General features: G+C 44.5%; 22 protein-coding genes and 1 tRNA gene. 15 read left to right on the forward strand and 8 right to left on the reverse strand.

All coding sequences use genetic code 11. The features are described from left to right. Positions 1 to 60 precede the first annotated feature (60 nt). From N7U62_RS03200 to N7U62_RS03225, 6 genes are all read left to right on the forward strand, one after another. Positions 61 to 396, forward strand: a complete 336-nt coding sequence (locus N7U62_RS03200; protein WP_264136435.1) for a PadR family transcriptional regulator — start codon at positions 61 to 63, stop codon at positions 394 to 396. A gap of 50 nt (positions 397 to 446) precedes the next feature. Beyond that, positions 447 to 2951, forward strand: a complete 2505-nt coding sequence (locus tag N7U62_RS03205) for a GIN domain-containing protein (RefSeq protein ID WP_264136436.1) — start codon at positions 447 to 449, stop codon at positions 2949 to 2951. A gap of 496 nt (positions 2952 to 3447) precedes the next feature. Further along, the gene (locus tag N7U62_RS03210) at positions 3448 to 4806 is read left to right on the forward strand and encodes an aminotransferase class III-fold pyridoxal phosphate-dependent enzyme (protein WP_264136437.1); all 1359 of its coding nucleotides are present in this window, start codon (positions 3448 to 3450) and stop codon (positions 4804 to 4806) included. 10 nt (positions 4807 to 4816) lie between these two features. Continuing rightward, the gene (locus N7U62_RS03215; protein ID WP_264136438.1) at positions 4817 to 6196 is read left to right on the forward strand and encodes an aldehyde dehydrogenase family protein; all 1380 of its coding nucleotides are present in this window, start codon (positions 4817 to 4819) and stop codon (positions 6194 to 6196) included. Positions 6197 to 6218: 22 nt separating this feature from the next. Beyond that, entirely contained in the window at positions 6219 to 7742 is a 1524-nt protein-coding gene (locus N7U62_RS03220) for a M20/M25/M40 family metallo-hydrolase (RefSeq protein ID WP_264136439.1), read from the forward strand. Beyond that, the gene (locus N7U62_RS03225) at positions 7739 to 8986 is read left to right on the forward strand and encodes a M24 family metallopeptidase (protein ID WP_264136440.1); all 1248 of its coding nucleotides are present in this window, start codon (positions 7739 to 7741) and stop codon (positions 8984 to 8986) included. The genes N7U62_RS03220 and N7U62_RS03225 overlap by 4 nt, the downstream gene beginning before the upstream one ends. A 3-nt stretch (positions 8987 to 8989) precedes the next feature. On the opposite strand, the gene N7U62_RS03230 is transcribed toward N7U62_RS03225, so the two are convergent. Continuing rightward, on the reverse strand, positions 8990 to 9139 hold the full coding sequence (locus N7U62_RS03230) for a PspC domain-containing protein (protein WP_264136441.1): 150 nt from the start codon (positions 9137 to 9139) through the stop codon (positions 8990 to 8992). A gap of 904 nt (positions 9140 to 10043) precedes the next feature. Further along, a complete protein-coding gene (locus N7U62_RS03235; RefSeq protein WP_264136442.1) occupies positions 10044 to 10619 on the reverse strand; it encodes a peroxiredoxin-like family protein in 576 nt (191 codons plus the stop codon). Between the two features lie 258 nt (positions 10620 to 10877). Between N7U62_RS03235 and N7U62_RS03240 the strand changes: the two genes are divergently transcribed. Then, the gene (locus tag N7U62_RS03240; RefSeq protein WP_264136443.1) at positions 10878 to 11495 is read left to right on the forward strand and encodes a hypothetical protein; all 618 of its coding nucleotides are present in this window, start codon (positions 10878 to 10880) and stop codon (positions 11493 to 11495) included. A gap of 88 nt (positions 11496 to 11583) precedes the next feature. Here N7U62_RS03240 and leuS read toward each other — a convergent pair whose 3' ends face one another. Continuing rightward, positions 11584 to 14361, reverse strand: a complete 2778-nt coding sequence (gene leuS / locus N7U62_RS03245) for a leucine--tRNA ligase (RefSeq protein ID WP_264136444.1) — start codon at positions 14359 to 14361, stop codon at positions 11584 to 11586. A 184-nt stretch (positions 14362 to 14545) separates the two neighbouring features. Next, positions 14546 to 14619, reverse strand: a tRNA-Met gene (locus tag N7U62_RS03250). 113 nt (positions 14620 to 14732) lie between these two features. On the opposite strand from N7U62_RS03250, the gene N7U62_RS03255 reads away from it, so the two are divergent. Both N7U62_RS03255 and N7U62_RS03260 read left to right on the forward strand, forming a co-directional pair. Then, a complete protein-coding gene (locus N7U62_RS03255; protein WP_264136445.1) occupies positions 14733 to 15116 on the forward strand; it encodes an START-like domain-containing protein in 384 nt (127 codons plus the stop codon). Positions 15117 to 15434: 318 nt separating this feature from the next. Then, positions 15435 to 15983 (forward strand): thioredoxin family protein, encoded by a 549-nt coding sequence (locus tag N7U62_RS03260; protein WP_264136446.1) that lies wholly within the window; start codon positions 15435 to 15437, stop codon positions 15981 to 15983. Between the two features lie 92 nt (positions 15984 to 16075). Here N7U62_RS03260 and N7U62_RS03265 read toward each other — a convergent pair whose 3' ends face one another. Next, on the reverse strand, positions 16076 to 16882 hold the full coding sequence (locus tag N7U62_RS03265; protein ID WP_264136447.1) for a 3'-5' exonuclease: 807 nt from the start codon (positions 16880 to 16882) through the stop codon (positions 16076 to 16078). Between the two features lie 22 nt (positions 16883 to 16904). After that, positions 16905 to 18266, reverse strand: coding sequence for a UDP-N-acetylmuramate--L-alanine ligase (locus N7U62_RS03270; protein WP_264136448.1), 1362 nt, complete (start codon positions 18264 to 18266; stop codon positions 16905 to 16907). Between the two features lie 213 nt (positions 18267 to 18479). On the opposite strand from N7U62_RS03270, the gene dnaB reads away from it, so the two are divergent. After that, entirely contained in the window at positions 18480 to 20057 is a 1578-nt protein-coding gene (dnaB, locus tag N7U62_RS03275) for a replicative DNA helicase (RefSeq protein ID WP_264136449.1), read from the forward strand. Here the strand turns inward: dnaB and N7U62_RS03280 are convergent, their stop codons facing one another. Beyond that, positions 20058 to 21233 carry an OmpA family protein gene (locus tag N7U62_RS03280; RefSeq protein WP_264136450.1) on the reverse strand — a complete coding sequence of 392 codons (1176 nt, stop codon included), beginning with the start codon at positions 21231 to 21233 and terminating at the stop codon, positions 20058 to 20060. Between the two features lie 131 nt (positions 21234 to 21364). Here N7U62_RS03280 and N7U62_RS03285 point away from each other — a divergent pair, with 131 nt between their 5' ends. The 3 genes from N7U62_RS03285 to guaA all read left to right on the forward strand — a co-directional run bounded on the left by N7U62_RS03285 (position 21365) and on the right by guaA (position 24430). Further along, the gene (locus N7U62_RS03285; protein WP_264136451.1) at positions 21365 to 22126 is read left to right on the forward strand and encodes a hypothetical protein; all 762 of its coding nucleotides are present in this window, start codon (positions 21365 to 21367) and stop codon (positions 22124 to 22126) included. Beyond that, on the forward strand, positions 22113 to 22814 hold the full coding sequence (locus N7U62_RS03290) for a DUF6048 family protein (protein WP_264136452.1): 702 nt from the start codon (positions 22113 to 22115) through the stop codon (positions 22812 to 22814). The genes N7U62_RS03285 and N7U62_RS03290 overlap by 14 nt, the downstream gene beginning before the upstream one ends. Before the next feature lie 86 nt (positions 22815 to 22900). Then, positions 22901 to 24430, forward strand: coding sequence for a glutamine-hydrolyzing GMP synthase (guaA, locus tag N7U62_RS03295; RefSeq protein WP_264140408.1), 1530 nt, complete (start codon positions 22901 to 22903; stop codon positions 24428 to 24430). Here the strand turns inward: guaA and N7U62_RS03300 are convergent, their stop codons facing one another. Beyond that, complete coding sequence (locus N7U62_RS03300; RefSeq protein WP_264136453.1) at positions 24431 to 24799, reverse strand: Hpt domain-containing protein; 369 nt, start codon at positions 24797 to 24799, stop codon at positions 24431 to 24433. A 306-nt stretch (positions 24800 to 25105) separates the two neighbouring features. On the opposite strand from N7U62_RS03300, the gene N7U62_RS03305 reads away from it, so the two are divergent. After that, on the forward strand, positions 25106 to 25588 hold the full coding sequence (locus tag N7U62_RS03305) for a deoxycytidylate deaminase (protein ID WP_264136454.1): 483 nt from the start codon (positions 25106 to 25108) through the stop codon (positions 25586 to 25588). A gap of 138 nt (positions 25589 to 25726) precedes the next feature. After that, entirely contained in the window at positions 25727 to 26320 is a 594-nt protein-coding gene (locus N7U62_RS03310; RefSeq protein WP_264136455.1) for a c-type cytochrome, read from the forward strand. Positions 26321 to 26325 lie beyond the last annotated feature (5 nt).

The raw sequence follows: 26325 nt of genomic DNA on the forward strand, positions 1-26325 counted from the left end.
ATGATTCTCTTTCTGTCGATGAAAGACATGGTGGGGTAGGACACAAAAAGAGCAAAGCGTATGAAAATTGAGAATACACAAGTCCAGATGAGAAAGGGTATCCTCGAGTACTGTGTGCTGAAGATCATTTCGAGAGGAGAGGTTTATGCCTCTGACATGCTCGAAGAGTTGACTTCTGCGAAAATCATGGTAGTTGAAGGAACTTTGTACCCGCTGCTGACAAGACTGAGAAAAGCGGGACTTGTAGATTACAAATGGATTGAGTCCAAGTCTGGGCCACCCAGAAAGTACTACACCATTACGGAAGTGGGAACAGAATTTTTGAAGGGACTAGATAGCACCTGGAAGCAATTGGTAACTTCTACTAAGAAAATTTCTGCTCAGAGAACTTCATGATCAAACTATTATTGAATGCAATACAGCCTATCGATTAAATAACCATGGCAATGAAAAAAAATATTAGTATCAACATAAGCGGGATCATCTTTCATATAGAGGAAGACGGCTACTCTAGCCTGAAGTCCTATTTGGAATCGATCAACCGCTACTTTTCCAGCTACGAGGACAGCATAGAGATCATATCCGATATCGAAGGAAGGATTGCTGAGATCTTTCTTAGCAAATTGAGTGATGGCAAGCAGGTGATCACCCTGGAGGATGTAGAGTCTCTCATCCAGACCATGGGTACGGTCGCGGATTTTGATGCTGCTGAAAACGGAGAGGAAGAGGAGAAGGTGAAGGAGGAACCCAAAACCTCTAGCGATTCATCTGGATCTAAAAAGGAAAAAGCGCCACCTTCGGATGAAGAAGACATTGGAAAGAAACGTTTGTTCAGAGATGACAGACGCAAGGTACTGGGAGGGGTAGCCTCTGGTATGGCCTATTTCTTTTCGATAGACCCATTGTGGATTCGATTGGTTTTTGTAGCGCTATTGCTCAATGTTTTCAACTTTGGATTCAGTGGAGGGGTCTTTTTGGCTTATATCCTTCTTTGGATTGTAATCCCGGTTTCTAAAGATCTGGGAGATGAAGAAAGTGTGAAGCGACTATTTAGAGATCCTGAAAATCAAGTATTAGGAGGGATTTCATCCGGGATCGCCGCCTACTTCGGGATAGATGTGACCATCGTCCGTTTGCTTTTTGTGCTCTCAATATTTCTGGGTGGATCAGGTGTGATACTTTATATCATACTTTGGATGATAACACCAGTCGCCAAGACGATCACAGAAAAAATGCAGATGCAGGGCGAGCCAGTGACGCTATCCAATATCCAGCAGACTGTCAACAAGACTCTTAAGAATAAAGAGGGAGAGGAAAGCACCTTTGCTAAGATTCTGCTTTTCCCATTCCGAATCATATCAGAACTATTCCGAGTGATAGGAGAACTGTTGGGACCTATTTCTCAGTTGATCTTCAATATCATCCGAGTATTCGCAGGGATCTTAGTGACTCTAGTGGGGATCAGCGCAATCATGGCACTTTTTGGAGCGCTGGGAGTTATGATTGGACTCTTTTCTTTGGATATGCACATGTTCACGATGGGAGCAGTGCCGGTTGATATTGTGCCACAGAGCTTTCCGGTAGCGGCAAGTGTTGGAGTTTTCATTGTAGGGATTATGCCTTTGTTGGTCATCACCCTGTTGGGAATATCATTATTAGCTAAGCGCTTTGTGATTAGCGCTGCGATAGGATGGTCTGTATTTGGCATCTGGTTGCTAGGGATCATTATGGCGGCCTTTACGGTACCAGGGCTAGTGGCTGATTTCAGAACGGAAGGGGAATACCGCGAAGTAGTCCGCTACGAATTGGATAAAGAAAGTCCAGTAGTGATCAAGCTGAGTCCAGAAGAGATGAATGATATCACGCGTCCAGAACTGAGATTGCGACCTACTGAGGATTCAGTATTCAGGCTGGTAGTAGAGAAGGAAGCCCGTGGACGTACCAGAGAGGAAGCATCTCAAAATGCACAGATGATCTCTTACAAAATTCGTCAGATTGACAATGAACTGATCTTTGATCCGCATTTCGAATATACAGAGGAAGCCCGTTTTAGGGTGCAACAGCTCAAAATGGTACTTTATGTCCCCATGGGACAGGAGTTTATCATCGAGAAAGATGTAAGAGGCATACTTCGCAATTTCGGACAGAGACAGTACAGCAGGTATGATATCGAGGACAATGTAAGATGGGTATACACACAGGATGGCTTGCAATGTGTGAACTGCAAGCCATCGATAGAAGACACGGAAGAAGAATATGAATCTGATGATGATATGCCAGGTAGTCGTTTGGATTATTATGGAAATGATGGAGAAGATGCCATGGTCTTTGAATTCGAAAACTTCGATCAATTGGCCCTTTCCGGATATTACAAGGTCTTTGTTGAGAAAGGCGAAAAGTACAATGTGATTGTCAATGGTTCAGATGATCTAAAAAGTTTGGTTAGAATTCAGCAAACCAACAGTTTGTTATCCATTGGACTCAAAGATGAGGATTGGGACATCTTAGATGGGATGGATGAAGAGAAACTCGAAGTTTACATCACTATGCCCTCGTTGACTGGTTTGGAATCAGGAGGGGCTTGTGAACTGCACATTGGACGATTCGAAAACGAGAGTTTTGAAATCAAATTGATGGGTGCTTCAAATTGTGAAATGGACATTAAGACCAATGATCTTGAGATAGATTTGTCCGGGGCTTCTAAGTTGAAAATTCAAGGGTCCACTGATGCCTTGTCTGCAGATGTTTCTGGAGCTTCTAACCTGAGGGCTTATGACTTGAGAGCCAAAAAGGTTGATGTCAAGGCGGGTGGTGCATCCAATGCCAGAGTGAATGCCAGAGAGTCACTTTCAGCGGAGGTTTCTGGTATCAGTAATGTAAAATATAAAGGCAATCCAAGTCGCACAGCTTTGGATGAGAGTGGATTAGGAAAAGTGCGGTCTGTGGATTGATAAAATTTCAGAATTCAAGTCAAATTTGCCCAGGCCTGTGGTGGTCTGGGCTTTTTGTTTTTTATCCCATTTTGATCCCTGGAAGACCCCCTGAAATCTGCTAAAATATAGATTAAAATTCTGCTAAAAAATGATTTGAAAAGCTGCCGAAAAACTTAAAAAATATTTTCTCAGGGCTTCATTTTTGGGTGCTCAATAGGATGATTTTGTTCTTCCATTCAATTGGTCAGAAAATTCATTCTAAACTCTTCTGATTCCTGAGTTGAAAAAATAAAATCTGGAGTATTGTAGAGATGCGGCAGATTTTTATTCGATTGAAAGACAGTTCCTTTGTTGGGCGATAGAGGTGAAAATCGTTGGGTCAGTTGGTTAAATTAGTCATTAAAAACTTGAATCAAAAACCTATGGATTTTAAGTCAGAATTTACCTGAAAAGGCTTGCATCTACGCTTTTTTTTTAGTGTACCTTATAGAAAGGAGTTATAAACAATACGACTATGGCACAAGAAAAGAAGCAAAATTATTTTGAGTCCATCACTGCACCCTACAAGGTCAGTGAAGGCAACATGTTGGCCAAACTGAAAGCGGCAATGGTGGGGCACATAGGTGCTCAGGAAATCGATGTGAGAAAGAGCAAAGGATCTTACATGTTTGTGCCTTCGGAAAACCGGAGTGTGTTGGATATGAATCAGTCACTTTCGGCCAAGGCCTTGAGTTACAATCATCCGGTATTTGACGATCCTGAATACAAGGAGCTGATGGCGCTATATTCAAATAACCGTCTGTCCTACAGTACTTATCACAACGAAGATTTTGCAAAGGCCACAGAGGTGATCATGAATCGATTCGTGAAGCCTGGAGGTTTCGACCATATCTTCTACATCTCAGGTGGAGCTAAGTCTGTGGAGGTGGCAGTTCACATCGCCATCATCAACAAGGTTGAAAAGAACATGCAGGCGGGAAAAGGAGAAATAGGCAATGCGATGATCAGCCTCTTCGGTGACTTTCACGGGAGAGGGTTAGGTTTAAGAAACCTGACTACCTCAGTGCCAGAGAAGAATGAGTATTTGCCTACCTTCAGTACCTGGAAAACGCTGCCTCCACCGCTAAGCGAAGAGGAAGTACCAGGCGCCTTGAAGAAGCTGGAAGAGTTGATTCAAGAAGTAGGGCCGGACAATCTGGCGGGCTTCATCGCTGAAGATATGATCCAGTGCGGATGGGGCGACCGATTCATTCCTGCGTCCTTTTATCATGGGGTTAGGAAGCTGGCCGATCAGTATGATTTTTATGTCATTTACGATGCGGTGCAGACAGGGATGTATGCGTCGGGAATGCCATTTGCTCATCAGGCACTAGAGGCAGCTTCTCCCGATATCGTAGCAGGTTGTAAAAAGGCCTACACGGGCTATGTGCTGGTCAAAGAAAAGATTCGAGAAGTGAAAGGCAATGCGATTGATTCCACCATTTCGATCAACTCCACCTGGGGTGGGCATTTGCCGGATATTATCACATGGGCCTATGTGTTGGAAAGCATCGAGCAAGATGATCTGGTGGGCAATATCAAAGCCAGAGGTGCTCAAATGCTCGAAGGCCTGAAGGGAATCGCCAACAAATACGATGAGGTATCCAATGCCCGTGGAATAGGCCTGATGGGGCTTTCGTTGAGTGCGCCTTCAGGAGAGTTTCTTGGCAAGGTAAAAGCCCAGTGCTACAAGAACGGCTTGAATATCTTCCCAGGGACGACTCCCGCACCGGATGGCTATGCGATTCGCTATCGTCCTGTCCTGGATGTGACGGAGGACGAAATCGCCAAGACCATCCAGATTACAGATCAATCAATTGGAGAAATTTTATAAGTATAAGACCATGGCAGAATTGAAAATATCAGATGGCTATCAGTGCATATCGCCCGGTGATGGTCAGGAAAAAGCATTTTATCCCTACTTCACAGATCAGGACCTAACCAGGGCCCTGGAGGAAGTAGCAGAGGGCTACCAGTTCCTCTCCAAAACGAGTATTCAAGAAAGAAAGGACATGCTCTATTCGATCGCAGCAAAGATCGAGGAGCGTGCAGGGAAACTGGCTAAGCTGGTGACCGAAGAGATGGGTAAGCCCATCACGCAATCGAAAGCTGAAATCCAGAAATGTGCAGACATGGCTCGCTATCATGCAGATCAGGGAGAGGAATGGCTGAAAAAGGAAGTCGTAGATACACCACAGTTGACCTACGAAATCCATCAGGAGCCACTCGGACCCGTATTGTTCATCTCTACCTGGAACAACCCCTTTCTACAAGCGACGCTGGCGATTGTGCCACAGTTGATCATCGGCAATTCGGTGTTGGCTAAGCCTGCACCCAATGCACCCAGATGTATTTTGGAGATGGAAAAGATCGTAGAAGAGTTGAAACTACCGGCTAAAATCTTTGTCCCGGTACTCACGACCATTCCACAGACCGAAGAGATATTGAAGAATACGGATATCAAAGGGGTGACCTTTATCGGCAGTACAAAGGCCGGACGCAGAGTAGGTAGTCTGGCGGGTGAGTCTTTCAAGGCAGCAGTGATAGATGCCGGAGGTTCTGATCCGATGGTGGTACTGCAAGATGCAGATTTGGAAGAAGCAGCCAAAGGAGCTGTCGGCGCACGCTTTGGCAATACAGGGCAGAGCTGTGTGGCAGCCAAGCGGATTATCGTACATGAAGCAGTTTATGATGATTTTATGGCTGCTTTCATATTGGAAACGAAGAAACTGAAAGTAGGTGATCCGATGGATGAAGCTACGACTGTGGGGCCATTGGCTACACACCAGGCCAGAGATTTGGTCAAAGGCCAGATTGAGCAAAGCTTGTCTCAGGGGGCCGAACTGATCTATGGAGGCAAAGTGTTGGAAGGCAGCGGGGCTTTTATCGAGCCTACCATTTTGAGCAATGTCAATTGTGACATGCTGCCCTCCAAGGAAGAGGTTTTCGGGCCGGTAGCAGCAGTTTACAAGGTCAAATCCCTCAAGGAAGCGGTCGATTATGCCAACGATACGCCTTATGGGTTGGGCGCGAGTGTCTATACAAAGACGCCAGAGAAGATCGTGCCCTTGCTGGAAACAGGCAACGTGGCGGTCAATACCAAGGTCGCCACCAACTTCCCCGTGCCTTTCGGAGGGATCAAGGCTTCTGGTTATGGCGTCTATTTTGGTAGGGAAGGAGTGACCACATTTACGAATTCCAAAGTAGTCAACATACCGAAATAAGTTTTCAATCTAAGTATGCGCTATGGTGAAAAATGATCCATATGTGTCGAATCTGTTTCGACATGCCAATACCATCTTCGAGCTGGGCTTCAATCCGAAAGGGGAATGCTCAGCTTTGGCGTATACACGCCTGCTTTATGATCGCTGCGAGTATTTTCGCAAGGAAATGGAGGCACTGGGTATGCAGACGCGATACGATGTATTGGGAAATCTGTATGGACTCTTACCGGGAGCAAGTGAGAAAAAAATACTGGTACTTTCGCATCTCGATTCGGTATTTGATGCGGGGCGCTACGATGGTGTGCTGGGGGTGATCTTGCCTCTGGAATATGTGCGATGGCTACAGGATGAGGGCATCCAACCCAGGTATTCCATGGAGATACTGGTGTGCATGGGAGAAGAGAGCCCGGGAGTTACAGCCACATTTGGATCCAAGGCCATCACGGGGCACTATAGTTGGCAACAGCTGCAGGACATGACGCTGGCCTATGATTCGAGTATGTCTTTACCCAAAGCGATTCAGCAGTTCTTTGGCGATGCAAGTGTGGAGTTGACCCGAGAGAAACTACAGGCGCTTCAACTGAATCCTGAAGAATATGTAAAGGCACTGGAAGTCCATATCGAGCAATATCTGCAGTTGCAAAATCGGGCGAAAGCATCAGATGGCCAACCTCACATAGGCGTGATGCGGGGCGTAGGTGGTCATATCCGTTTTACGATAGAGGCAGAGGAGCCCAGCTTCGTAGAGGAGCAATTGATGGGCTATGAACTCATCATTCATGGTGAAACGGGACATTCGGGTGCAACGCCAATGGGTGAGATTAGAAAGGATGCACTGGTGGCTTCTGCTCAATTGATCATGAAGCTAGTCGAGCAGCCCTTTCCTGTTAAGTTTGGCTATTGGGAGGTTTTGGATCCCTCTACGACCAGTATTCCTGATCGGGTCAAATTAAACCTTTGGGTCCATCCCGAACATAAGTCCAAACTCATCGCGCTGTGCGGGGGGTGTGAGCATACAGATATCATGATCCAAACCACTCCGAGCGACCTGATGACCTACATGGCGCAGATCGTGTTGGCAGTCGATCGATCGGCCAACGACGCATTAGATACAGATGAGGTTCGAGCTACTATAACTAAACTGGAATTGAAAGGGCACGAGGCTTCTTGCTTTTGCGATGTACGGGGCGCCACGCTAGAAGGGATGAAAGGAGTGGAGAATGCCACACAGATCCCAACTCCTAATTCCATCCACGACCATAGAGAGGAGCTTTCCAGAAAGGCGCCTATATTGTTTGCCTCCACTCAGATGGAAGAAGAAGTGCTGAATGCGGCATTTGAGGGTCGAGTCATGTCAGGACAGATCTCTGTGCCGGGCCAGGATATCGGAGTGATCGCCTCCTGTGGCATAGATGCGGCGCTGTTTTTTATCGAGAGTGGAACGGGACATCATCCAGACGAATATGTGCGAGAGGAGGCCATGGAACAGGCCTTTGAAGCCACTAAAATAATTTTAAATCATTGGGACAAAACGCTTAATTCATGAATATCAGATACACAAAAGTCGGAGATCTAAACGATCAGAATCTCAAAATTGAAGGAGTAGGTTACAGCCGTCAGGATATCATCTTCCCGATGAAGGAATTTGAGACCCGCCTAAAGAAGGTACGCGAGATGATAGCAGCCAAAGGGCTGGATGCAGCCTTGATCACCACGCCAGAAAACATCTTTTACCTTTCGGGCTATCAGACGCTGGGCTATTGGTATTTTCAGGCGATGATCGTGCCCTTGAAGCAGGAGCCTTTCATGGTGCTGCGTGGGCTGGAGCAGCCCAATGTGGATGCCCGTACCTACCTGTCACATAGCTACGTCTACAGCGACAATGAGGAACCGATTGATGTGCTCAGAGATAGTTTCAAAGAAGAAGGACTGGTCGGCAGGAAGATCGGGGTGGAGCTGCACAGTTACTTTCTGAGGAATACCGAATTCACAGAAGTAAAGCAGAAGATCAAAGAAACTGAATGGATCGATGTATCCGGGATGGTGGAGGAGCTCCGTATGGTCAAGTCCACGCTGGAGATCAAGAAACTGAAGAATGCTGGGATCTTTACCCATATGGGGATGATAGAGGGCTTGAAAGAAGCCCATATCGGTAAAACAGAAAACGACATAGCTGCGGGCTTTTATCATGGCGCACTGGATGCGGGGGGACACTACATGGCCATGCCGCCTTTTGTTGCCTCGGGTCCGCGTTCTTATCTGGCCCATGCGACTTTCATGAACCGTACGCTGCAACCCAACGAATTCATCTTGTTTGAGGGAGCAGGCTGTTTCGAGCGCTACCATGCACCTACGATGCGGACCATCTATCTCGGGCGTCCGGAGCCCTGGTACAAGGAAGTAGAAGCCATCCTGGCCGAGGCACTACGGACGACCGTCAAGTCGATGAAGCCGGGTGTGACCGCTAGTGATGTAGATGCAGTCAATCAATCCGTAATCCAGAAGAATACCTTTGGAGGTCAGCAAACTTCCCGTTCGGGGTATTCTGTCGGTACTGCCTTTGCGCCAGATTGGGGCGAGGGACACATGATCTCGCTGATCAAAGGCAACGAGACGGTGCTGAAGGAGAACATGGTCTTTCACGTGCTCTCCTATATCGAGATTCCTGAGTCTAAGTTCGCCAAGGAGAGTCGCTTTGGTATCTCAGATACGGTATTTGTGACACCCGAAGGAGGAAAGTCCGTGGTGAACCTGCCTTATGAAATTAAGTTTTTGGAGGAGGGGTTTTAAGTCTTACTTCGAAAAGATCTTGACCAGCCAAAGGATCAGGTAAAGCCCTAGCCCGGCTCCAAAGAATAAGAATGCGATCACGAATGCGACACGTATGGTGGTGGCGTTCCAGCCTAGCTTTTTGCTCAACCAATCGGATACTCCTAATATCATATGTTTTAGATTTTTGTTTGAATCTAAGATACGAATTACTGCGGTTTCTATAGATGTCGAGTAGTAAAAAAAAGCCTCCCGTCCAGGAGGCTTTCGATTTGTGCTACGTCAAAGCACTTGGGTCAACTATGTTTTTGGCGGTTCAATTATCTACAATCCTACGAGGGACTACATTGTCGTAGCAGTGGGGGGCAGGTCTTGCCGATTTTTATTTGAGCTGATTGTTGATCTTGTGCGGCTTGTTTTAGTGCCTGGGTACTTTGCGTCAATTCATTTTGCCACCATGTGAATTCAGTTTAGGTTAATGGATGTTTTCAGTGGCTAATTACGTTAACCCCGACTTTAAAATCCTGACAAAAAGCTTTAAAATCCTGCCATTTGATAGTTTTTTTTAGCAACCTGAGTAAGCCGATTACTCCAAGTAATCGGCTTACTAGTGCTTAAACCCAGATTTGTCATTAGAACTTTGTAATGAGAGCTTAAAATGCAATAAATCAGGAAGTTTGACGAATGGGGCTTAGCACCGCTAAGGTGATTGAGTGAAACTTAGCGAAGCGACTGATTTGAAGCAGTTTATGTTCGTAATAGATTTTCTAGTGATAATTCTGGGTTAAATAGGCTTTTTTGGCCCGTTGAAGGCCGTTTTTTAACTTATGATACCCATTTTTTGATTGAGGATGGTCATTTTTTACTGGATGGTGGTCATTTTCCAGCTGAGGATATCCATTTTCTGGTTCAGGGAGGTCATTTTCCAGCTAGCGACATACATTTTCTGGCTGATGGTACTCATTTTCTACTTGAAGGAGGGCATTTTTTGAGTGGGGATATTCATTTTTTAGTCTACGATGGATGTTTTTTGGTAGGTCGTCGAGGTTCCGAACCTCGGCGACCTTGGTTTGTATTATCAAACGCCTACTTTACCCGTCCTGGCGAATTGGAAGATAACATCCAGGTGAATGCGGTCATTGAGGTCCTTGGCATAGTGTACATGCTTGACTTCTCCTTTTTCGTCTATGAGGAACTCGGCAGGTATGGTATTGATGGATTCCTTGCCCTTCATCATGTGTACCGGTAGCCCGTTGATTTTGGCTCTGACGACAGTCTGAAAAAACTGGGTCACATGGCTAATGGTTGATTTTCGTGCGGAGGATTCTACTCCATAGGCATCGTACCAGGTTTTGTCTGGGTCTGCGATCAAGGGGATGGGGGAGATCTTCTGATGAAACTCCTTGGAAAGTAATACTTCCTTTTCCGATTCGAAGAAGAATATCATCTCCAGTCCCAGACTTTTCAATTCTTCCATCTTGCGCTGCAGGCGGTGTACCCGCACATTGCAAAAGGGACAACCTGCATGACGGAAAAATCCTACCAATACTTTTTTGCCCCGATAAGATTGCAGATCGATTTCGCGATCATATACATCCTGAAGTTTGAAATATGGGGCTTTTTGGTTGATACTTAGCGTAAGGCTTTCTGACATGCTGTGTCGGGTTTAAGAATTTATCAGAGGTATACTACTAATTATAGAAGGTTTATAAAAGGATTTTGTTGGTAAATATCAGGTTTAATGGCTTCTGAAAATGATTTTATCAAGTTGAATGATTAAGGACTGAATATTACCTACTTACTCAATGGTATTTAGTATTGTATTTTAATCAAAATTATGTCTTAATAGAGGGAAGTCTTAAATTGTTCTTGTTACTGGAAATCGATAGTTATTCATAGGTTGATTGTATTTATGCGTTCATTAATTTCATTATGCTTCCTTTGTGCATACTCTTTTTTCTCTGCGCAATCCCAAGTCCCAATTAATTTAGATATCAATTCTTTTGAAGAAGCAGTTGCTTATGAAGAAAATTTAAAATCTACGATTAAGGATACTGTTTATTTGATTTTAGGCAAGGAGGACTCAGGTTTGGATAAACCAATAGTTGCTGTAATATTCAAAAGAGAGGTTAGTGAATTCCCTATTCCACTTCACGTCTGGTATTATCTTGATGTTGACTTTGATAAACTAATTAGAGTTGGATATTATCATGGTTTCTATAACCCCAGCTGGAATGCTAATAAGGATGTTGTACTTCTTGAAGAACTGACAAATGAAGAAGATGCTTTTGTTTCTCGTTTTCATAACTATATGGATTATTTAATCAATCAGTTTGGTGAACCAGATGAGATTAAAAAACCGGGCCCTGAATGGAATGTGCAATCTGGACATGTTAAATGGAAATTGGCAACAGGTCGAATAGAACTAAAATATGTTTTTTTTAGAAGGCTAATTCAGAATCCAGGTTTAGGATATCAAGTCAATAATTTCGAATTAAGTTTTGAAAGAACCTTCACAGAGAATTTTTAATGCAGATGGTTCTTTTGCAAGTTAATGACAAATAAAAGCCCTCAACTGCAGTGCAATTGAGGGCTTTGGTGTTTTTTATAGAAATCGCTTACAATACCAAATTGATGATTCGCTTAGGCACGATGATCACCTTTTTAGGCTGCTTGCCTTCAGTCCATTTTACTACGGTCTCATCGGCCAGTACTTGCTTTTCGATTTCAGCGGTGTCCATGTCTACAGGGAAGCTCAGTTTGGTTCTGACCTTACCGTTGATCGATACAGGATACTCATGGCTGTTTTCTACCAATAGACTCTCGTCAAATTTCGGGTAGCTCGCAGTACTGATTCCGCCGCTGTGACCCAGCTTCTCCCAAAGCTCTTCACTCAAATGAGGCGCAAATGGAGAAAGAATCACAACCAGTTGCTCCAGAACCTCACGCTTGTTACAGCTCCTCAAGTCATTTACTGCAATCATCAGTGTACTCACACAGGTGTTGAGTGAAAGGTTGTTGATGTCTTCTTCTACCTTCTTGATGGCCTTGTGCAGCGTTTTTAGTTCGTCTGCGCTGGCTTTGTCGTCAGAGACATTCCATTCGTTGTTGCCATCGTGGAAGAGTCTCCAGACCTTGCGCAGGAACTTCGATACCCCATCAATTCCATGGGTGTTCCATGGCTTGAATTGCTCCAAGGGTCCAAGGAACATCTCGTACATGCGCAGCACATCCGCTCCGTATTTTTCGATGATGTCGTCTGGGTTCACTACGTTGAACTTAGACTTGGACATCTTCTCTACTTCATAGCCACATACATATTTACCATCCTCCAGGATGAATTCAGCATCCTTCAGGTCAGGTCTCCAGGCTTTGAATGCCTCAGTGTCCAATACGTCGTTGTTGACCAGGCTTACATCCACATGCATAGCAGTGGTCTCGTATTCGTCTTTCTTGTTGAGTGAAACGAATTGGTTTGTTCCTTTTACTCTATAGACGAAATTAGAACGCCCCTGAATCATACCTTGATTCACCAGTTTTTTGAATGGCTCTTCCTCCTGCACCAAGCCCTTGTCGAAAAGGAACTTGTTCCAGAATCTAGAGTAGAGGAGGTGACCAGTCGCGTGCTCCGTACCTCCGATGTAGAGATCCACATCTTTCCAGTACTTCTGCACCTCATCCGCTACGAATGCCCCGTCGTTGTTGGCATCCATATAGCGGTACCAATACCAGCTCGACCCAGCCCAGCCCGGCATGGTGCTCAATTCTAGTGGGTAAGCTTCTGATTCACCCTCTGGGGTGTAAGTGAAGTTTTCTGCTCTGCCTAGTGGAGGATCTCCATCCTCTGTAGGTAGATATTTGTCAATCTCTGGTAGCAAAATCGGAAGATCCGATTCAGCCACGGGGTAAGGGATACCGTCTTTGAAATAAATCGGCACGGGCTCTCCCCAGTATCTTTGTCTGGCGAAGATGGCATCACGGATACGATAGTTGATCTTACCACTACCGATACCTTTCTCCTCCAAAAAGGCGATGGCCTTGTCAGTCGCTTCCTGAAAAGTCAGCCCCTCAAGGATTCCTTCGTTGATGATTTTTCCTTCTTTGGTCGCATCTGCTTCTTCGCTTACATCCATACCGTCATAGACAGGTAGGATAGGAAGATCGAAATGCTTAGCAAAATCAAAGTCTCTTTGGTCACCGCCTGGTACGGCCATTACAGCCCCTGTACCATAGCCTGCCAATACATAGTCGGCAATCCAGATCGGCGTGCGCTCCCCATTGAATGGGTTGATGGCATAAGCTCCGGTGAAGGCACCTGATACTTGCTTCACGTTGGCCATTCTGTCTCTTTCAGACTTGTTGCGAGCGACTTTTACATATTCTTCTACCTCAGCACGTTGCTCGTCTGTGGTGATTTTTTCGATCAGGTCCAGCTCTGGTGCCAGCACCAGGAAGGTCACAGCACATACCGTATCGATACGGGTGGTGAAGACGGTGATCTTCTCATCGTGTCCCTCAATGGCATAGTCCATCTCTGCGCCTTTGGATTTTCCGATCCAGTTGCGCTGCATTTCTTTCAGTGGCTCAGACCACTCCAGTTTTTCCAGCCCCTGAAGCAAACGTTCAGCATAAGCCGTGATGCGCATGCTCCATTGCTTCATTTTCTTTTTGACGACAGGATGTCCCCCGCGCTCAGAGTAGCCGTCTTTGATTTCGTCTTGTGCCAGTACGGTCTTCAGCTCCGGACACCAGTTTACAGTGGTTTCCGATAGATAGGTCAGACGGTATTGGAGTAGAATCTCCTGTTGCTCTTTCTCAGAGTATCCTTGCCAGTCAGCCGCGCTGAATTGGGTGGTGTCTTCATCGCAGGCAGCCTGGATGTTGGCATTCCCTTCTGCTGCGAACAGTTCGATCAGTTCGTCGATCGAGCGGGCTTTGTCTGCTTTGTAGTCATACCACGAGTTGAACAGCTGGATGAAAATCCATTGCGTCCATTTGTAGTAGTTTGGGTTGCAGGTTTGTAGCTCTTTGCTCCAGTCAAAGGAGAAACCGATGTTTTTCAATTGCTCCTTATAGCGAGCGATGTTTTCTTCTGTAGTAACAGCCGGGTGTTGACCCGTTTGGATCGCATACTGCTCAGCCGGTAGACCAAAGGCATCGAATCCCATAGGATGCAATACATTGAATCCTTTGGTGCGCTTGTAGCGCGAAATAATGTCGGATGCAATGTAGCCCAGCGGATGCCCCACGTGCAGTCCTGCGCCCGAAGGGTAGGGGAACATATCCAATGCGTAGAACTTTGGCTTGCTGGTGTCCACTTCAGCTTTGAAGCTTTCATTGTCGGCCCAGTATTGTTGCCATTTTTTTTCTATCTCAGAGTGATTATAGTCTGCCATGGTGTGGGATTTTCTTTAATGAACGAATCGCCTGCAAATCTATTTTTTTTGTGAATTATCGCCGTGTGATATGAGGAGAATATTCATAACGATTCTAAGATTTGCCTCTCGTAATTAATAATTGAAAAGTCTTTTTTAAAAAAAGAAAACCCTTATATTACAAGAATACAAGGGTTCTTTTTCGTAGCGAAGACGGGAGTTGAACCCGTGACCTCAGGGTTATGAATCCTGCGCTCTAACCAACTGAGCTACCTCGCCATTGATTTTGGAGGTGCAAATCTAGGCATTATGTTGAATTATCAATGGCGGATTAGAAAAAAAATTGGTTAGCTTACAGAAAAATTATTCGACAGCATTTGATCGCTTTTTTTATGAGCAAATACAAGTATATAGGAGAGTTCGAAATCAAGGCATCTAAAAAAATGTTATATCCCTATATGTCAAGCGCTAGCGGGCTGGCACAGTGGTTTGCAGATGATGTCAATATCAATGAAGACAAAGTCTATACTTTTATTTGGGATGGAGAAGAAAGCCGTGCTCGCATGGTCTCTCATCGCACCAATAGTCAGGTTCGTTTCGAATTTATCTCAGATGATGAGGAACCAAACTACCTGGAGTTCAAAATTGATATGAATGAATTGACACAGGAGGTTTTTATCCGTGTCACTGACTTTTCGGAAATGGATGATGAAGAGGAGCTCGAAGAATTATGGGAGAGCTTCATGCATAACTTGCGTGAGCTGGTAGGAGGGTAATGCCTCCCAGACGCGATCAGACGTGTTCCATTCTGACTACTATCCCATCACAAGCGCCGCATTTGCCTGCAAATAATCCAGGCTTGCCTACTTCCTCGTGACAAGCCTTGCACCATACTCTACCGCAACCTTTGCATTTGAGTACCGCTCGTTTTTGACATTTGTTGCAATTTTCCATAAGCTTCTTTTGCTTGAAATTAAGACTTTGAGATGTAAATACAAAAACATTGAGTCGCGAAACTTTTTGTATCCTAAATCTGTATTCCTAGTATTGAATTGAATTTCCTACCTTTGTAAGAGGTGCAAAAAAGAATAGATATGAAGCGTTTGAATGTTATATTGTTGGGATTGATGGTGTTGGGCTTAACAGCTACTTCTTTTAAATCAGTAGAAGAAGGGCAGGAAGAAGGCCTGGTGAAGTGGTATAGCTTCGAAGAAGCAGTAGCCCTTAATAAGAAGAAACCTAAGAAGATATTCATAGATGTCTATACGGACTGGTGCGGTTGGTGCAAGAAGATGGATAAAGCCACCTTCAATCATCCTAAAATCGCTAAGTACCTGAATGAGAATTACTATCCTGTCAAACTGAATGCAGAGCAGAAGGAAGATATCGAATTCGATGGTCATACATTCAAATGGGTAGAAGGAGGTCGCAGCGGAATTCATGAATTGGCCTATTCACTTCTGCAAGGTAAAATGAGTTACCCTACTGTGGTTTTTATGGATGAGCAGTTTAGAATGTTGTCTCCAGTGCCTGGGTATCTGGAAGCACCTGTTTTCGAAAAGATCATAACCTACTACGGGGATGACAACTACAAAGAAACTCCATGGGCTGAATACCAGGAGAATTTTAAGTCTAGTTTGTAAGACTGAGGATAAAAAAGTATTAGAATAAGAATGCCCAGTTTCAGGAGATAATCTCTCGAAACTGGGCATTATTTTTTGCGACCAGATCAAACTTATTTCATATTGAATCCTCTGAGTTTAATCTGCGTCAGTTTTCTTTTGGTATCCAGAGGAAAGTCACCCTTCATCATCCAGTCGTAGTAGCCTGTTTCGATCTTGAGCACCTCTTCCACAGGTTTGTGTCTGTGTTTGCCGAAGTTGAATACTTCTACTCCATCATCGTTGAAAACGAAGCGACCCGCCAAATCGACCATTTTGGAGGCAGATAGATTGTGAAGGCTGTCTACGCTGTTTTCTATCACGCCAATCTTTTTGCCCAGTGAGTCTACGACCTCTTCACCATTGTATCGCTCCACTTGTGCTTTGATCACCTCAGCAGTGGCCAGGGTATCGGCTTCTGCACCGTGGGCTCCTTCGAGTACTTTTCCACAGTAGAACTTGTAGGCTGCAGTCAGGGTACGTTTTTCCATCATGTGGAAGATCTTTTGCGCATCGACCAGTTTGCGGTTAGAAATATCAAATTCTATATCAGCTCTTAAGAACTCTTCGACTAGCAGCGGAATGTCAAACTTCATGCAATTGAAACCGCCCAGGTCGCAACCGTCCAGGAAATTGGACAGGTCTTTTGCAATAGACTTGAAGCTGGGCTCGTCTTTTACATCCTTGTCATAGATGCCATGGATCAAACTGGACTCGATCGGAATCGGTACGCCCGGGTTGATTTTTCTGGTTTTGACTATCTGTTCCCCATCAGGCATCATTTTTACCACGGACATCTCTACGATTCTATCCTGTGTGATGCTCGTTCCTGTGGTTTCTAAATCAAATACAGCTAGGGGATTCTTGAGTTTTAATTGCATAGTGTTTGTCGGTGAATAGGGATTAGCCGGCGATTTTGTCCGCCAGGCTTTGCATATCCATGGCTCCAAAATGTCCCGAACTCATCATGAGCAAGTCATGTTGGTTCCAGTTCTGAGATTCTAGATAAGCTTTTAATTCTTCCGTAGAAGTATAGACTTTCAGTTGGTCGTTTTTGAAGTAGTCTTGAATTTCTTTTTCTGTGATGGCTTCTCCACCTTTGGATTCTAAAGTAGCTTGATCGTAAAATACGATTGCCTCATCTGCATACTTCATACGATCTGCATAGTGCGGCAGATAGTCCTTGTTTAAGCTGCTAAAAGTGTGTAGCTCATAGCAAGCGGTGAGTTTTCTCTCTGGATGTCTTTCTTTAGCTGCATGTACAGTCGCTTTTAGTTTAGAAGGAGCATGCGCAAAATCAGAGTACACAGTAGTACCTTCTTTAGAAGCCAGAATGTTGTTTCTTTTGTTCGCACCCTCATAGCTTTGAATTGCTTCGAAGAATTGCTCTTCGGTAATACCGATCAAGTCTAGCAGCTTTTTAGCCCCCTCGATATTCTGCATGTTGTGCTTACCGAAAACCTTGAGTGGGTATTTGCCTTCCAGATAGTAAGTGCCATCCTCCACTTTGTATTTAGGCGTTTTATAAGGTATGCCTTTCGCGTCTCCTCTTTCCTTACTACCAATGATCATCGCCATGCGGTCATCCTCGCAGTAGACCAGCGAACCCGCCTTTGGTGTATTGTCTGCCAAAGTTTCGAATTGCTCCACGTAGCTATCTACCGTTGGGTAGACATTGATGTGATCCCACTCCGTACCACTTATCAGTGCAATGTGATGATTGTACTTTAAGAATTTTGGAGTTGGGTCTAGTGGAGAGGTGAAATATTCATCTCCTTCGATGATTATAATAGGAGCATCCGATAGGTGGATGGTGTTTTCTATCCCCTTGATTTTGGCCCCTAATAGGTAGTCGCAGGGTTTGTTGAAATACTGCAGGACATGAACAATCATACCTGTGATGGTGGTCTTGCCGTGGCTACCTGCAATGACAATTCTTTGTTTCTTATCGCTTTGTGAGCGAATGAATTCCGGATAGGAAAGGATTTTTAATCCTAAATCCTGTGCCTTCTTTAATTCTGGGTTGTCGGCTTTGGCATGCATGCCTACTATGACAGCATCCAGGTCTGCATTGATATTTTCTGTGTCCCAACCTTCCTTTGCAGGGAGTAACTGGTTGGCCTCTAGTTGGCTTTTGGACGGGTCATAGATCTTGTCGTCAGATCCTGTTACTGCTAAACCCTTGTTTTTGAGTGCAATGGCCAAGCTGCTCATGACAGCACCGCCGATTGCTATAATGTGTACTTTTTGAAAGTTGTTATTCATGCTTTCTGTGATAGATTATCCAAAATTAAGACAAATACTCAGGCCAGCAAATAATAAGTTCTGAAAGGCTGAAATGGACGGAAATAAGCGGTCTGTGTCGTCACTCTACTTCGTGGATAAAATGTTAAGAATACACTAAGGACTACAAAGATTTGTCACAGACTATTGAGTAGTTTTGCATGTTAGAAACTAGAGTGAGAAAAGTAATAGTTAATGGATACGAAGGGATCAGATACAGCAGCCAATAGAGGGACGAATCGAGGAAATAGAAGAAATCGTCCGGGTGTACAGGAGCTTTCTGTACAGCTAGGTAAGGTGCCGCCGCAGGCATTGGATCTGGAGGAAACTGTATTAGGTGCCCTGATGCTGGAAAAGGATGCTTTGACTGCTGTCATCGATATCCTGAAGCCAGAGAGTTTCTACAAAGATGCTCACTCTAAGATTTATGAGGCGATCGTACAGCTATTTAATAAGTCAGAGCCGATCGATTTGATGACCGTAACTCAGCAACTCCGAAAGAACGGAACGCTGGAGGTGGTAGGAGGGGCTTATCAATTGGCGGAGCTAACCACTCGTGTCAACTCAGCTGCCAATATCGAGTACCATGCTCGTATCATCACTGAGCAGTCTATCAAACGTGAATTGATTCGTATCTCTGCGCAGATTCAGGAGGATGCTTTTGAAGATACTCAGGATGTATTCGAACTCCTGGACCGTACAGAGCAGTCTCTTTTCGAGATTTCCGAATCACATATTAAGAAAAACTATGCCGGCATGCAGCAATTGATGCATGAGGCCATATTAGAAATAGAAGCCAAGAAGGATCAGAAGGAAGGACTGACAGGTGTACCTACGGGTATGTCGGATCTGGATCGTGTGACTGCAGGATGGCAGCCATCGGATTTGGTGATTATTGCGGCACGTCCTGGTATGGGTAAGACGGCATTTGTAGTGTCTTGTATGCGAAATGCCGCTGTAGATTTTGGTGAAGCTGTAGCTATTTTCTCTTTGGAGATGTCGGCGATTCAGCTGGTCAATCGTCTGATTTCTGCAGAGGCAGAGTTAGAAAGTGAGAAGATTAAGAAAGGAAACCTGGCTGATCACGAGTGGGAGCAGCTGGTGCACAAAACTTCAAAGTTGACCGAAGCGCCAATCTTTATTGATGATACGCCTGGTTTGAGTATTCTGGAATTGAGAGCGAAATGTAGACGTCTCAAGGCCCAGCACGATATCAAGATGATTGTCATTGACTACTTGCAGTTGATGTCTGGAGATACCTCTAAAAGTGGCGGTGGATCGGGTAATCGTGAGCAAGAGATTGCATCGATCTCCCGTGCGCTGAAAGGAATCGCTAAGGAACTGAATGTCCCGGTTTTGGCACTGTCTCAGTTGAGTAGAGCGGTGGAGACCAGGGGAGGAGATAAGCGTCCAATGCTATCGGATTTGAGGGAATCAGGTTCGATCGAGCAGGATGCGGATATGGTAATCTTCCTATACCGTCCAGAGTATTACGATATTACTGAGGATGAAGATGGACTGCCGACACAGGGTACTGGTGAGGTAATCATCGCCAAGCACAGAAACGGTTCGCTGGAGAATGTGAAGCTGAAGTTTATCGGACGATTCACCAAGTTTGCCAATTTGGATGGTGGTCTGATGGGCGGAGACTATGGCGGAGGGTTCCCTTCTGATGGTGCATCTAGCTTTGATTCTGCGCCTAGTACGATGACTTTCCAATCCAAGGCCAATGATGACGAGCCTGCTGGAGATGGAGGAGCAGCGCCTTTCTAATTACTTCTCCAGAATTGTAAATTCCACTCTTCGGTTCAGGGATCGATTTTCCGGTGTGTCATTAGGGACTACTGGGTACTTGCTGCCGTGACCGACGTATTCTAGTCGAAATTCGTTGATGCCATGCTGGACGAGGTAGTCCACTACCGCCTTGGCTCTTTTTTCAGAAAGCTTTTCGTTGAATTCTCTGGAGCCTACATTATCCGTATGTCCTTCGATTTGGATTTTGATATTGGGGTTCTTGACCAGATAGTCTTCCAATCGCTGCAATTCTAGCAAGGAGCTTCTTAGCAGATTGGCTTTTTCAAATTCGAAATAGATATTTTGTAAGGTAAAGCGCTTGCCTACTTCTGCTGGACCGAAATGCTCCTCGTCTACAGGCTGCTGAGCTAACAATGGATCTGGAAAGATGGACTCGTTGGGGTCTACTGGTCTCACCAAAACATCATCTATGAAATAGTATGCGATCATAGGTTGGAGGTGTTTGGGCAAATTCTTGTCCCTGCCAGTAATGAATTTTCTTTTGGTTTTCTTCGTTGTGAGCGAGCTGTCAGGTTTGAATGTTCCGATTGTTAGCGCTAATTCATCACCTTTGGCTACAAAGGTGCCTGAGACTTTGGTCCAACCATTGTTGTCGTCGAGTTGTTTTTTGGGATCACTTTGGACCTGAGCCTTGTAGTAGCCGAACTCCATGGCCTGCCAATCAAAATTGGGCATGTCACGGGTAAAATACATGCCGATGTTGTTGATGGAAAATTCGCAGGCATCTGCCAGGTTGACCCAAAATTCTCCATAGTATTCATTTCCTGCAACCAGAGGTTTGGTCAACTGTACCATGATGTATTCACGATGGTTGACAGGTACTTTCCATCCACGGCCGCTCCTGGATGTGAGATAACAAATCATTCCCACATAGGCTTCACCAGATTTGGCTTTTTGCTCCCCAAACATGTTGTGAGGGACGCCCATAAATCCATCTACTGCGCAACCATGAAAAAAATCGGGAGAGGGATCTGCGGTTCCGAAAGGAAACCAATTTTTGATCAGCTTGGTTTGATCCATGGTGTATGGGCACTCCCAGATTTCTTCAAAACTGGGATTGATCACCATGTTTTGACCGTAGAGATTGAATAGGGTTGCCCACAGAAATGAAAGGATCCAAAGCTTTTTGACCATTGCTGCAATATAATCGGATTTCTGATTTTAGCGAACAAAGATGAAGATGTAGTAAAATATCCTTTGGAGGACATGACAAAGAAGCCCAGGACTCACAGAAAAATTGGTCTAATGCCTTAAGTTTGCCATTGATGAAATTGAAAGTGCATTTGAAAAAGCATATAGGGCCGGCTGCTACAGTATTGATCGTGATGCTGCTGTTTTGGGCTTGCGAGGAAAATGAGAGCTATATAGAAAATGATCCTACCATTAATCTGGTATTGTATAACTATGACAGCTTGAAGAAGGAGGGAGGAGTAGAGGATACTTTGGCTCTTATTGCCATTGAGCTGTCTGATCTGGATGATACATTGGCTTACTATTCTGATTCAGCCAGCAATGTGGCGGATAGTTTGCTAAAGGTGATCAATGCTATCAATAATGGAGATGAAACTTTGCAAGACGAAAGAGATAGGCTGGAAACCGAATTAGCCCGACTTAATTCGGTTTATGATGATTTTGAAGTCGAAGACTCAATCGCCAGTGCTCATAATACCTACTGGAAAAAAGTGCAAACAAAAATACTCAATGGTGAGGTGAAGATTAACTCCATCACCAATCGAATGAATAACCTTGTAGTGAACTACACAGATAGTGCGACAAGCTGGCCGATTCCTCTGGACATGAATGCAGATAGTTCGCTTCTGGCCTTAGATATTGCGGGTGAAATCTATTTCATGACTTTGTACTACGAAAGAGCAGTAATTACCAATGAGTATGATGAGGTGGTAGTAAAAACCTTCGGTTTTAATGAGGAGCTTATCAATAGAGATGAGCATTTTGATAATTTGAGATTGAGTTGCAGAAGCTCTGATTGTATAGATGTTGAATCCACGATATATGCGTATTTCTAAAAGGCTGATATTATCCTCAATCTTTGCCTGTCTTCTTCTGACGGCATTTGCTCAGGAGCAAGACAGTACGTCAGTGGAGATTGCCATTAGTGAAAGTAATGTGGTTGATGATAGAAATGCTGTGCTCAGTTCGGCGGCTTTCGTATTTGATTATGGCAAGCTTCTGGGGTTTGTCCTTCCCACGGAAATGAAATACGAAGCAGGATTACAGCTGGATTTTTGGGATAAGTTGATCGTGGCAGGAGAGTACGGAATGGCAACTCTGGAACCCAATGTGGCTTATATCAATACTGGCTATGTTTCGGAAGGTTACTATTACAGAGGCGGGATAGGGTATAAGTTGCCCATGAAACCGGGGAACAATATGTTCTTGAGCTTTCGATATGCCCAATCTCATTTTTCTGATAAAGGAACCGTGAAGGTGGCTAGTGCCTCTGGGATCTACGATGACCTGAGTATTCCTTTTGAAAGAAAAGATCAGACAGCCACTTGGTATGAAGTGGTGTTGAGTTCTGAAAAGCAAGTTTGGAAAGGTTTGCATTTGGGTTTTCATGTCAGGATCAGGGTGATGGGAGAGTATGAAGAACAAGAACCGCTAGATACCTTCTCTATTCCAGGTTTCGGCCGAACTTACAGTCAGGTTTTGCCTGCGCTCAACTTGTATGCGAAGTACGCCATACAATGGTAAAGAGTGCCTTTTAATTCAGGAGATATTTTCTTGTAATCAAATCGCAAAAAAGGTTGTTCGATTGAATGACCGTGTTAATTTTGCGCATGGCAGAAAAGATCATCATTCTCGATTTTGGTTCCCAGTATACACAGCTGATCGCTAGACGCGTCAGGGAACTCAATGTTTATTGTGAAATCCATCCCTTCAGTAAGATCCCTGAATTCGACGAGGGAGTAAAAGGCTTGATATTATCCGGTAGCCCTTGCTCAGTAAGACAGGAAGAAAATCCCGACATCAATCTGGACGAGCTGGTTGGCAAAGTGCCTATTTTGGGCGTTTGCTATGGGGCACAGCTGATCGCACACAAGCTGGGAGGAGAAATTCTTCCTTCTGAAATCCGCGAGTATGGTAGAGCCAATCTATCAAAGGTTGATCAACACAGCGAACTCCTTAAAGAAGTGAATATTGGTTCTCAGGTTTGGATGTCTCATGGAGATACCATTCTGGAAGTGCCTGCTGGACTGGAAGTAATTGCCAGTACTGATTCCGTGAGAGTGGCAGCTTTCCACAGTACAGAATACCCGATGTGGGGGATTCAGTTTCACCCAGAGGTGACTCACTCAGATGACGGCAAGACTTTGCTCAGAAACTTTGTCGTGCATATCTGTAAGTGCAGCCAGGATTGGACACCTGATGTGTTCGTTGAGGCGACTGTAGAAGGTTTGAAGAAACAATTAGGAGATGATCAGGTCGTGCTTGGACTGTCAGGCGGAGTGGATTCGTCAGTAGCGGCCATGTTGATTCATAAGGCCATAGGAAAGAACCTGCATTGTATTTTTGTAGACAATGGCTTGTTGAGAAAGAATGAGTTCGAGCAGGTGTTGGAATCCTACAAAGGAATGGGGCTAAATGTGAAAGGGGTGAATGCTTCACAGGACTTTTACGCAGCATTGAAGGGACTCACGGATCCGGAAGATAAGAGAAAGGCCATCGGTCGGGTGTTTATTGAAGTTTTCGACAAAGAAGCCCACGCGATTCAGAATGTAAAATGGTTGGGTCAGGGAACGATCTACCCAGATGTAATCGAGTCGGTGTCTGTCAATGGACCGTCCGTAACCATCAAGTCTCACCACAATGTAGGAGGTCTGCCAGAGAAGATGAAAATGAAGGTGGTTGAGCCACTCAATACTTTGTTCAAAGATGAAGTGAGAAGAGTAGGTAGAACCCTTGAAATAGACGAAAGTATTTTGGGAAGACATCCTTTCCCAGGTCCTGGTTTAGGGATCAGAATTTTGGGTGATATTACCGAGGAGAAAGTGAGAATTCTTCAGGAAGTAGATCACTTCTTTATTCAGGGATTGAAGGACGAAGGACTCTATGATGATGTATGGCAGGCGGGTGCTATGTTGCTACCTGTGCAGTCAGTTGGAGTGATGGGAGATGAGAGAACTTACGAGAGAGTAGTAGCCTTGAGAGCGGTGACTAGTGTAGATGGTATGACAGCCGATTGGTGTCATTTGCCTTATGAATTTCTCGCCAAAGTTTCTAATGATATTATCAACAGAGTGAAGGGTGTAAACCGAGTGGTTTATGACATTAGCTCTAAACCACCCGCTACTATTGAATGGGAATAATCAGTAAGCGTCTGCTTCGATATCCTTTTTAATTTCACTCACTAACAAGTCGCAGAGTTCTCGGAGCTCTGCGATTTTTGTTGGTATCAATTCCAAATCAATTTGACCTTTCGCATCTGCTTCTAGTCTCTTGATATGAGCAGTCAAAGAGTCGATGTTGAGCAAAAGAAGGGAGGGCTTCAGCTTGTGCACCGCTCGCGCCAATTCAGTCCATTTTTTTTGATTTCCCGCAGTTTCGATTTCATCCAGATTTCCCGGTGTGTTTTTAATCACAGTGTCCAGCATGTCCTTGATGAACTCTCGATCATTGTCACTGATTTCGTATAGGTAAGAGTAGTCGATTGGTAGGGGGATGGAGGTTTGACTCATTCGATTTGTAATGTTTTTATTTTCAGGCAAATTAATACTTTCTTCTAATTTAATAAAACATATGAAAGGCTGAAATATTGTAATTTACGCTCATAGATAATATTTATGAGTATAGTTTAAGATATTGTAAATGAGACTTTTGATTTTGTTTAAATAAAGTTATTGATTAAGTGATAATTTCTTTCCATTGTTATTTTCTTTTCCAATCGTCTTTCGAGGATCATCCGAAGGTTGGGTGTCCTTTTGGCTTGGATTCATGGTAAATGGTTGAGAGTTGCTTAATTTAGAATCTGAAATTTACGAGGCATGAACAAACCTGCATTTGAAGATATCTTTATGGAGTTGGCTGTGAATCTGGCCAAGAGATCACACTGTATCAAACGCCATGTCGGAGCGGTGTTGGTCAAGGATACTCGGATCATTTCTATCGGTTACAATGGGCCTCCATCTGGCACTCACAACTGTGATGATGAGTTCCCCGAAAAGGGTTGTGCCAGAGATTCGAAGGGCAGTTGTTCGCTTGCCATTCATGCCGAACAAAATGCTATTTTGTATGCGGTGAAGAACCAGGCTTCTGTAGAAGGATCTACTTTGTATGTTACCCTTTCACCTTGTCTTTCTTGTGCAAGAATTATCTTTTCCATGGGAATCAAAGAGGTGGTTTATCTCCGATCTTATGCAGAGTACAAGGGGCTGGAAATGGATGAAGGTGTAGACTTTCTGGAGACCTTTGGAGTGAAATGTGTGAAGTACGCGGGAGACATCAGTCATGCGACTGAAATGATTTAGTTGATCTGGTAATGTCTGATGTCAAAGGCTGAGATGTCAAAGGATTTGATGTTAAATGTTGTTACATACAAAGTGGGTCTTGATGTCAATTTTCCTTTCTTTTTTTCGTAGTTTGGTTGATCAATAAATAACTAGACAATGAAGAAAAACTTATTACAACTCTTTGCTGGCATGGCCATGTGCTCGGTCTTATTTTCATGCGCCAGCCAAAATCAAACCAAGGAAGAAAGTGCTGCTCCTGAACCAGAAATTTCTCAGGAATCTGTGATTGAACGCGGAGCTTATCTGGTAGAAACCATGGGCTGCAATGACTGCCATTCTCCCAAGCAAATGGGACCAAAGGGACCTGAGATCATACCGGAATTGATGCTCTCTGGCTATCCGTCTGATCGTCCGATTATGAAGGTTCAACATGAGATGATCGCTCAGGGATTCTCCATGTTCTATCCAGACTTGACTGCTGCAATAGGACCCTGGGGTATGACCTTTGCTGCCAACCTAACACCGGATGCCTCGGGTTTGGGCAACTGGTCCGAAGAGCAATTTGCAAAGGCATTGAAAGAAGGGAAATACAAGGGGCTGGATGGCAGTCGCATGCTGTTACCACCTATGCCCTGGACCAATTATGTCAACCTAAAAGATGAAGATGTATCGGCGATCTTTGCTTATTTGAAGAGTATACCTGCAGTAAGCAATGTGGTACCTGCCCCTATAGCACCCGGAGACATGTAAGAACC

It is taken from the genome of Reichenbachiella ulvae (assembly GCF_025833875.1).
Taxonomy (GTDB): Bacteria; Bacteroidota; Bacteroidia; order Cytophagales; family Cyclobacteriaceae; genus Reichenbachiella; species Reichenbachiella ulvae.

Coding starts and splice junctions, on each gene's coding strand:
- N7U62_RS03200 (WP_264136435.1), top strand. CDS start 61: ATGAAAATTGAGAATACACAAGTCCAGATGAGAAAGGGTATCCTCGAG.
- N7U62_RS03205 (WP_264136436.1), top strand. CDS start 447: ATGAAAAAAAATATTAGTATCAACATAAGCGGGATCATCTTTCATATA.
- N7U62_RS03210 (WP_264136437.1), top strand. CDS start 3,448: ATGGCACAAGAAAAGAAGCAAAATTATTTTGAGTCCATCACTGCACCC.
- N7U62_RS03215 (WP_264136438.1), top strand. CDS start 4,817: ATGGCAGAATTGAAAATATCAGATGGCTATCAGTGCATATCGCCCGGT.
- N7U62_RS03220 (WP_264136439.1), top strand. CDS start 6,219: ATGGTGAAAAATGATCCATATGTGTCGAATCTGTTTCGACATGCCAAT.
- N7U62_RS03225 (WP_264136440.1), top strand. CDS start 7,739: ATGAATATCAGATACACAAAAGTCGGAGATCTAAACGATCAGAATCTC.
- N7U62_RS03230 (WP_264136441.1), bottom strand. CDS start 9,139: ATGATATTAGGAGTATCCGATTGGTTGAGCAAAAAGCTAGGCTGGAAC.
- N7U62_RS03235 (WP_264136442.1), bottom strand. CDS start 10,619: ATGTCAGAAAGCCTTACGCTAAGTATCAACCAAAAAGCCCCATATTTC.
- N7U62_RS03240 (WP_264136443.1), top strand. CDS start 10,878: ATGCGTTCATTAATTTCATTATGCTTCCTTTGTGCATACTCTTTTTTC.
- leuS (WP_264136444.1), bottom strand. CDS start 14,361: ATGGCAGACTATAATCACTCTGAGATAGAAAAAAAATGGCAACAATAC.
- N7U62_RS03255 (WP_264136445.1), top strand. CDS start 14,733: ATGAGCAAATACAAGTATATAGGAGAGTTCGAAATCAAGGCATCTAAA.
- N7U62_RS03260 (WP_264136446.1), top strand. CDS start 15,435: ATGAAGCGTTTGAATGTTATATTGTTGGGATTGATGGTGTTGGGCTTA.
- N7U62_RS03265 (WP_264136447.1), bottom strand. CDS start 16,882: ATGCAATTAAAACTCAAGAATCCCCTAGCTGTATTTGATTTAGAAACC.
- N7U62_RS03270 (WP_264136448.1), bottom strand. CDS start 18,266: ATGAATAACAACTTTCAAAAAGTACACATTATAGCAATCGGCGGTGCT.
- dnaB (WP_264136449.1), top strand. CDS start 18,480: ATGGATACGAAGGGATCAGATACAGCAGCCAATAGAGGGACGAATCGA.
- N7U62_RS03280 (WP_264136450.1), bottom strand. CDS start 21,233: ATGGTCAAAAAGCTTTGGATCCTTTCATTTCTGTGGGCAACCCTATTC.
- N7U62_RS03285 (WP_264136451.1), top strand. CDS start 21,365: ATGAAATTGAAAGTGCATTTGAAAAAGCATATAGGGCCGGCTGCTACA.
- N7U62_RS03290 (WP_264136452.1), top strand. CDS start 22,113: ATGCGTATTTCTAAAAGGCTGATATTATCCTCAATCTTTGCCTGTCTT.
- guaA (WP_264140408.1), top strand. CDS start 22,901: ATGGCAGAAAAGATCATCATTCTCGATTTTGGTTCCCAGTATACACAG.
- N7U62_RS03300 (WP_264136453.1), bottom strand. CDS start 24,799: ATGAGTCAAACCTCCATCCCCCTACCAATCGACTACTCTTACCTATAC.
- N7U62_RS03305 (WP_264136454.1), top strand. CDS start 25,106: ATGAACAAACCTGCATTTGAAGATATCTTTATGGAGTTGGCTGTGAAT.
- N7U62_RS03310 (WP_264136455.1), top strand. CDS start 25,727: ATGAAGAAAAACTTATTACAACTCTTTGCTGGCATGGCCATGTGCTCG.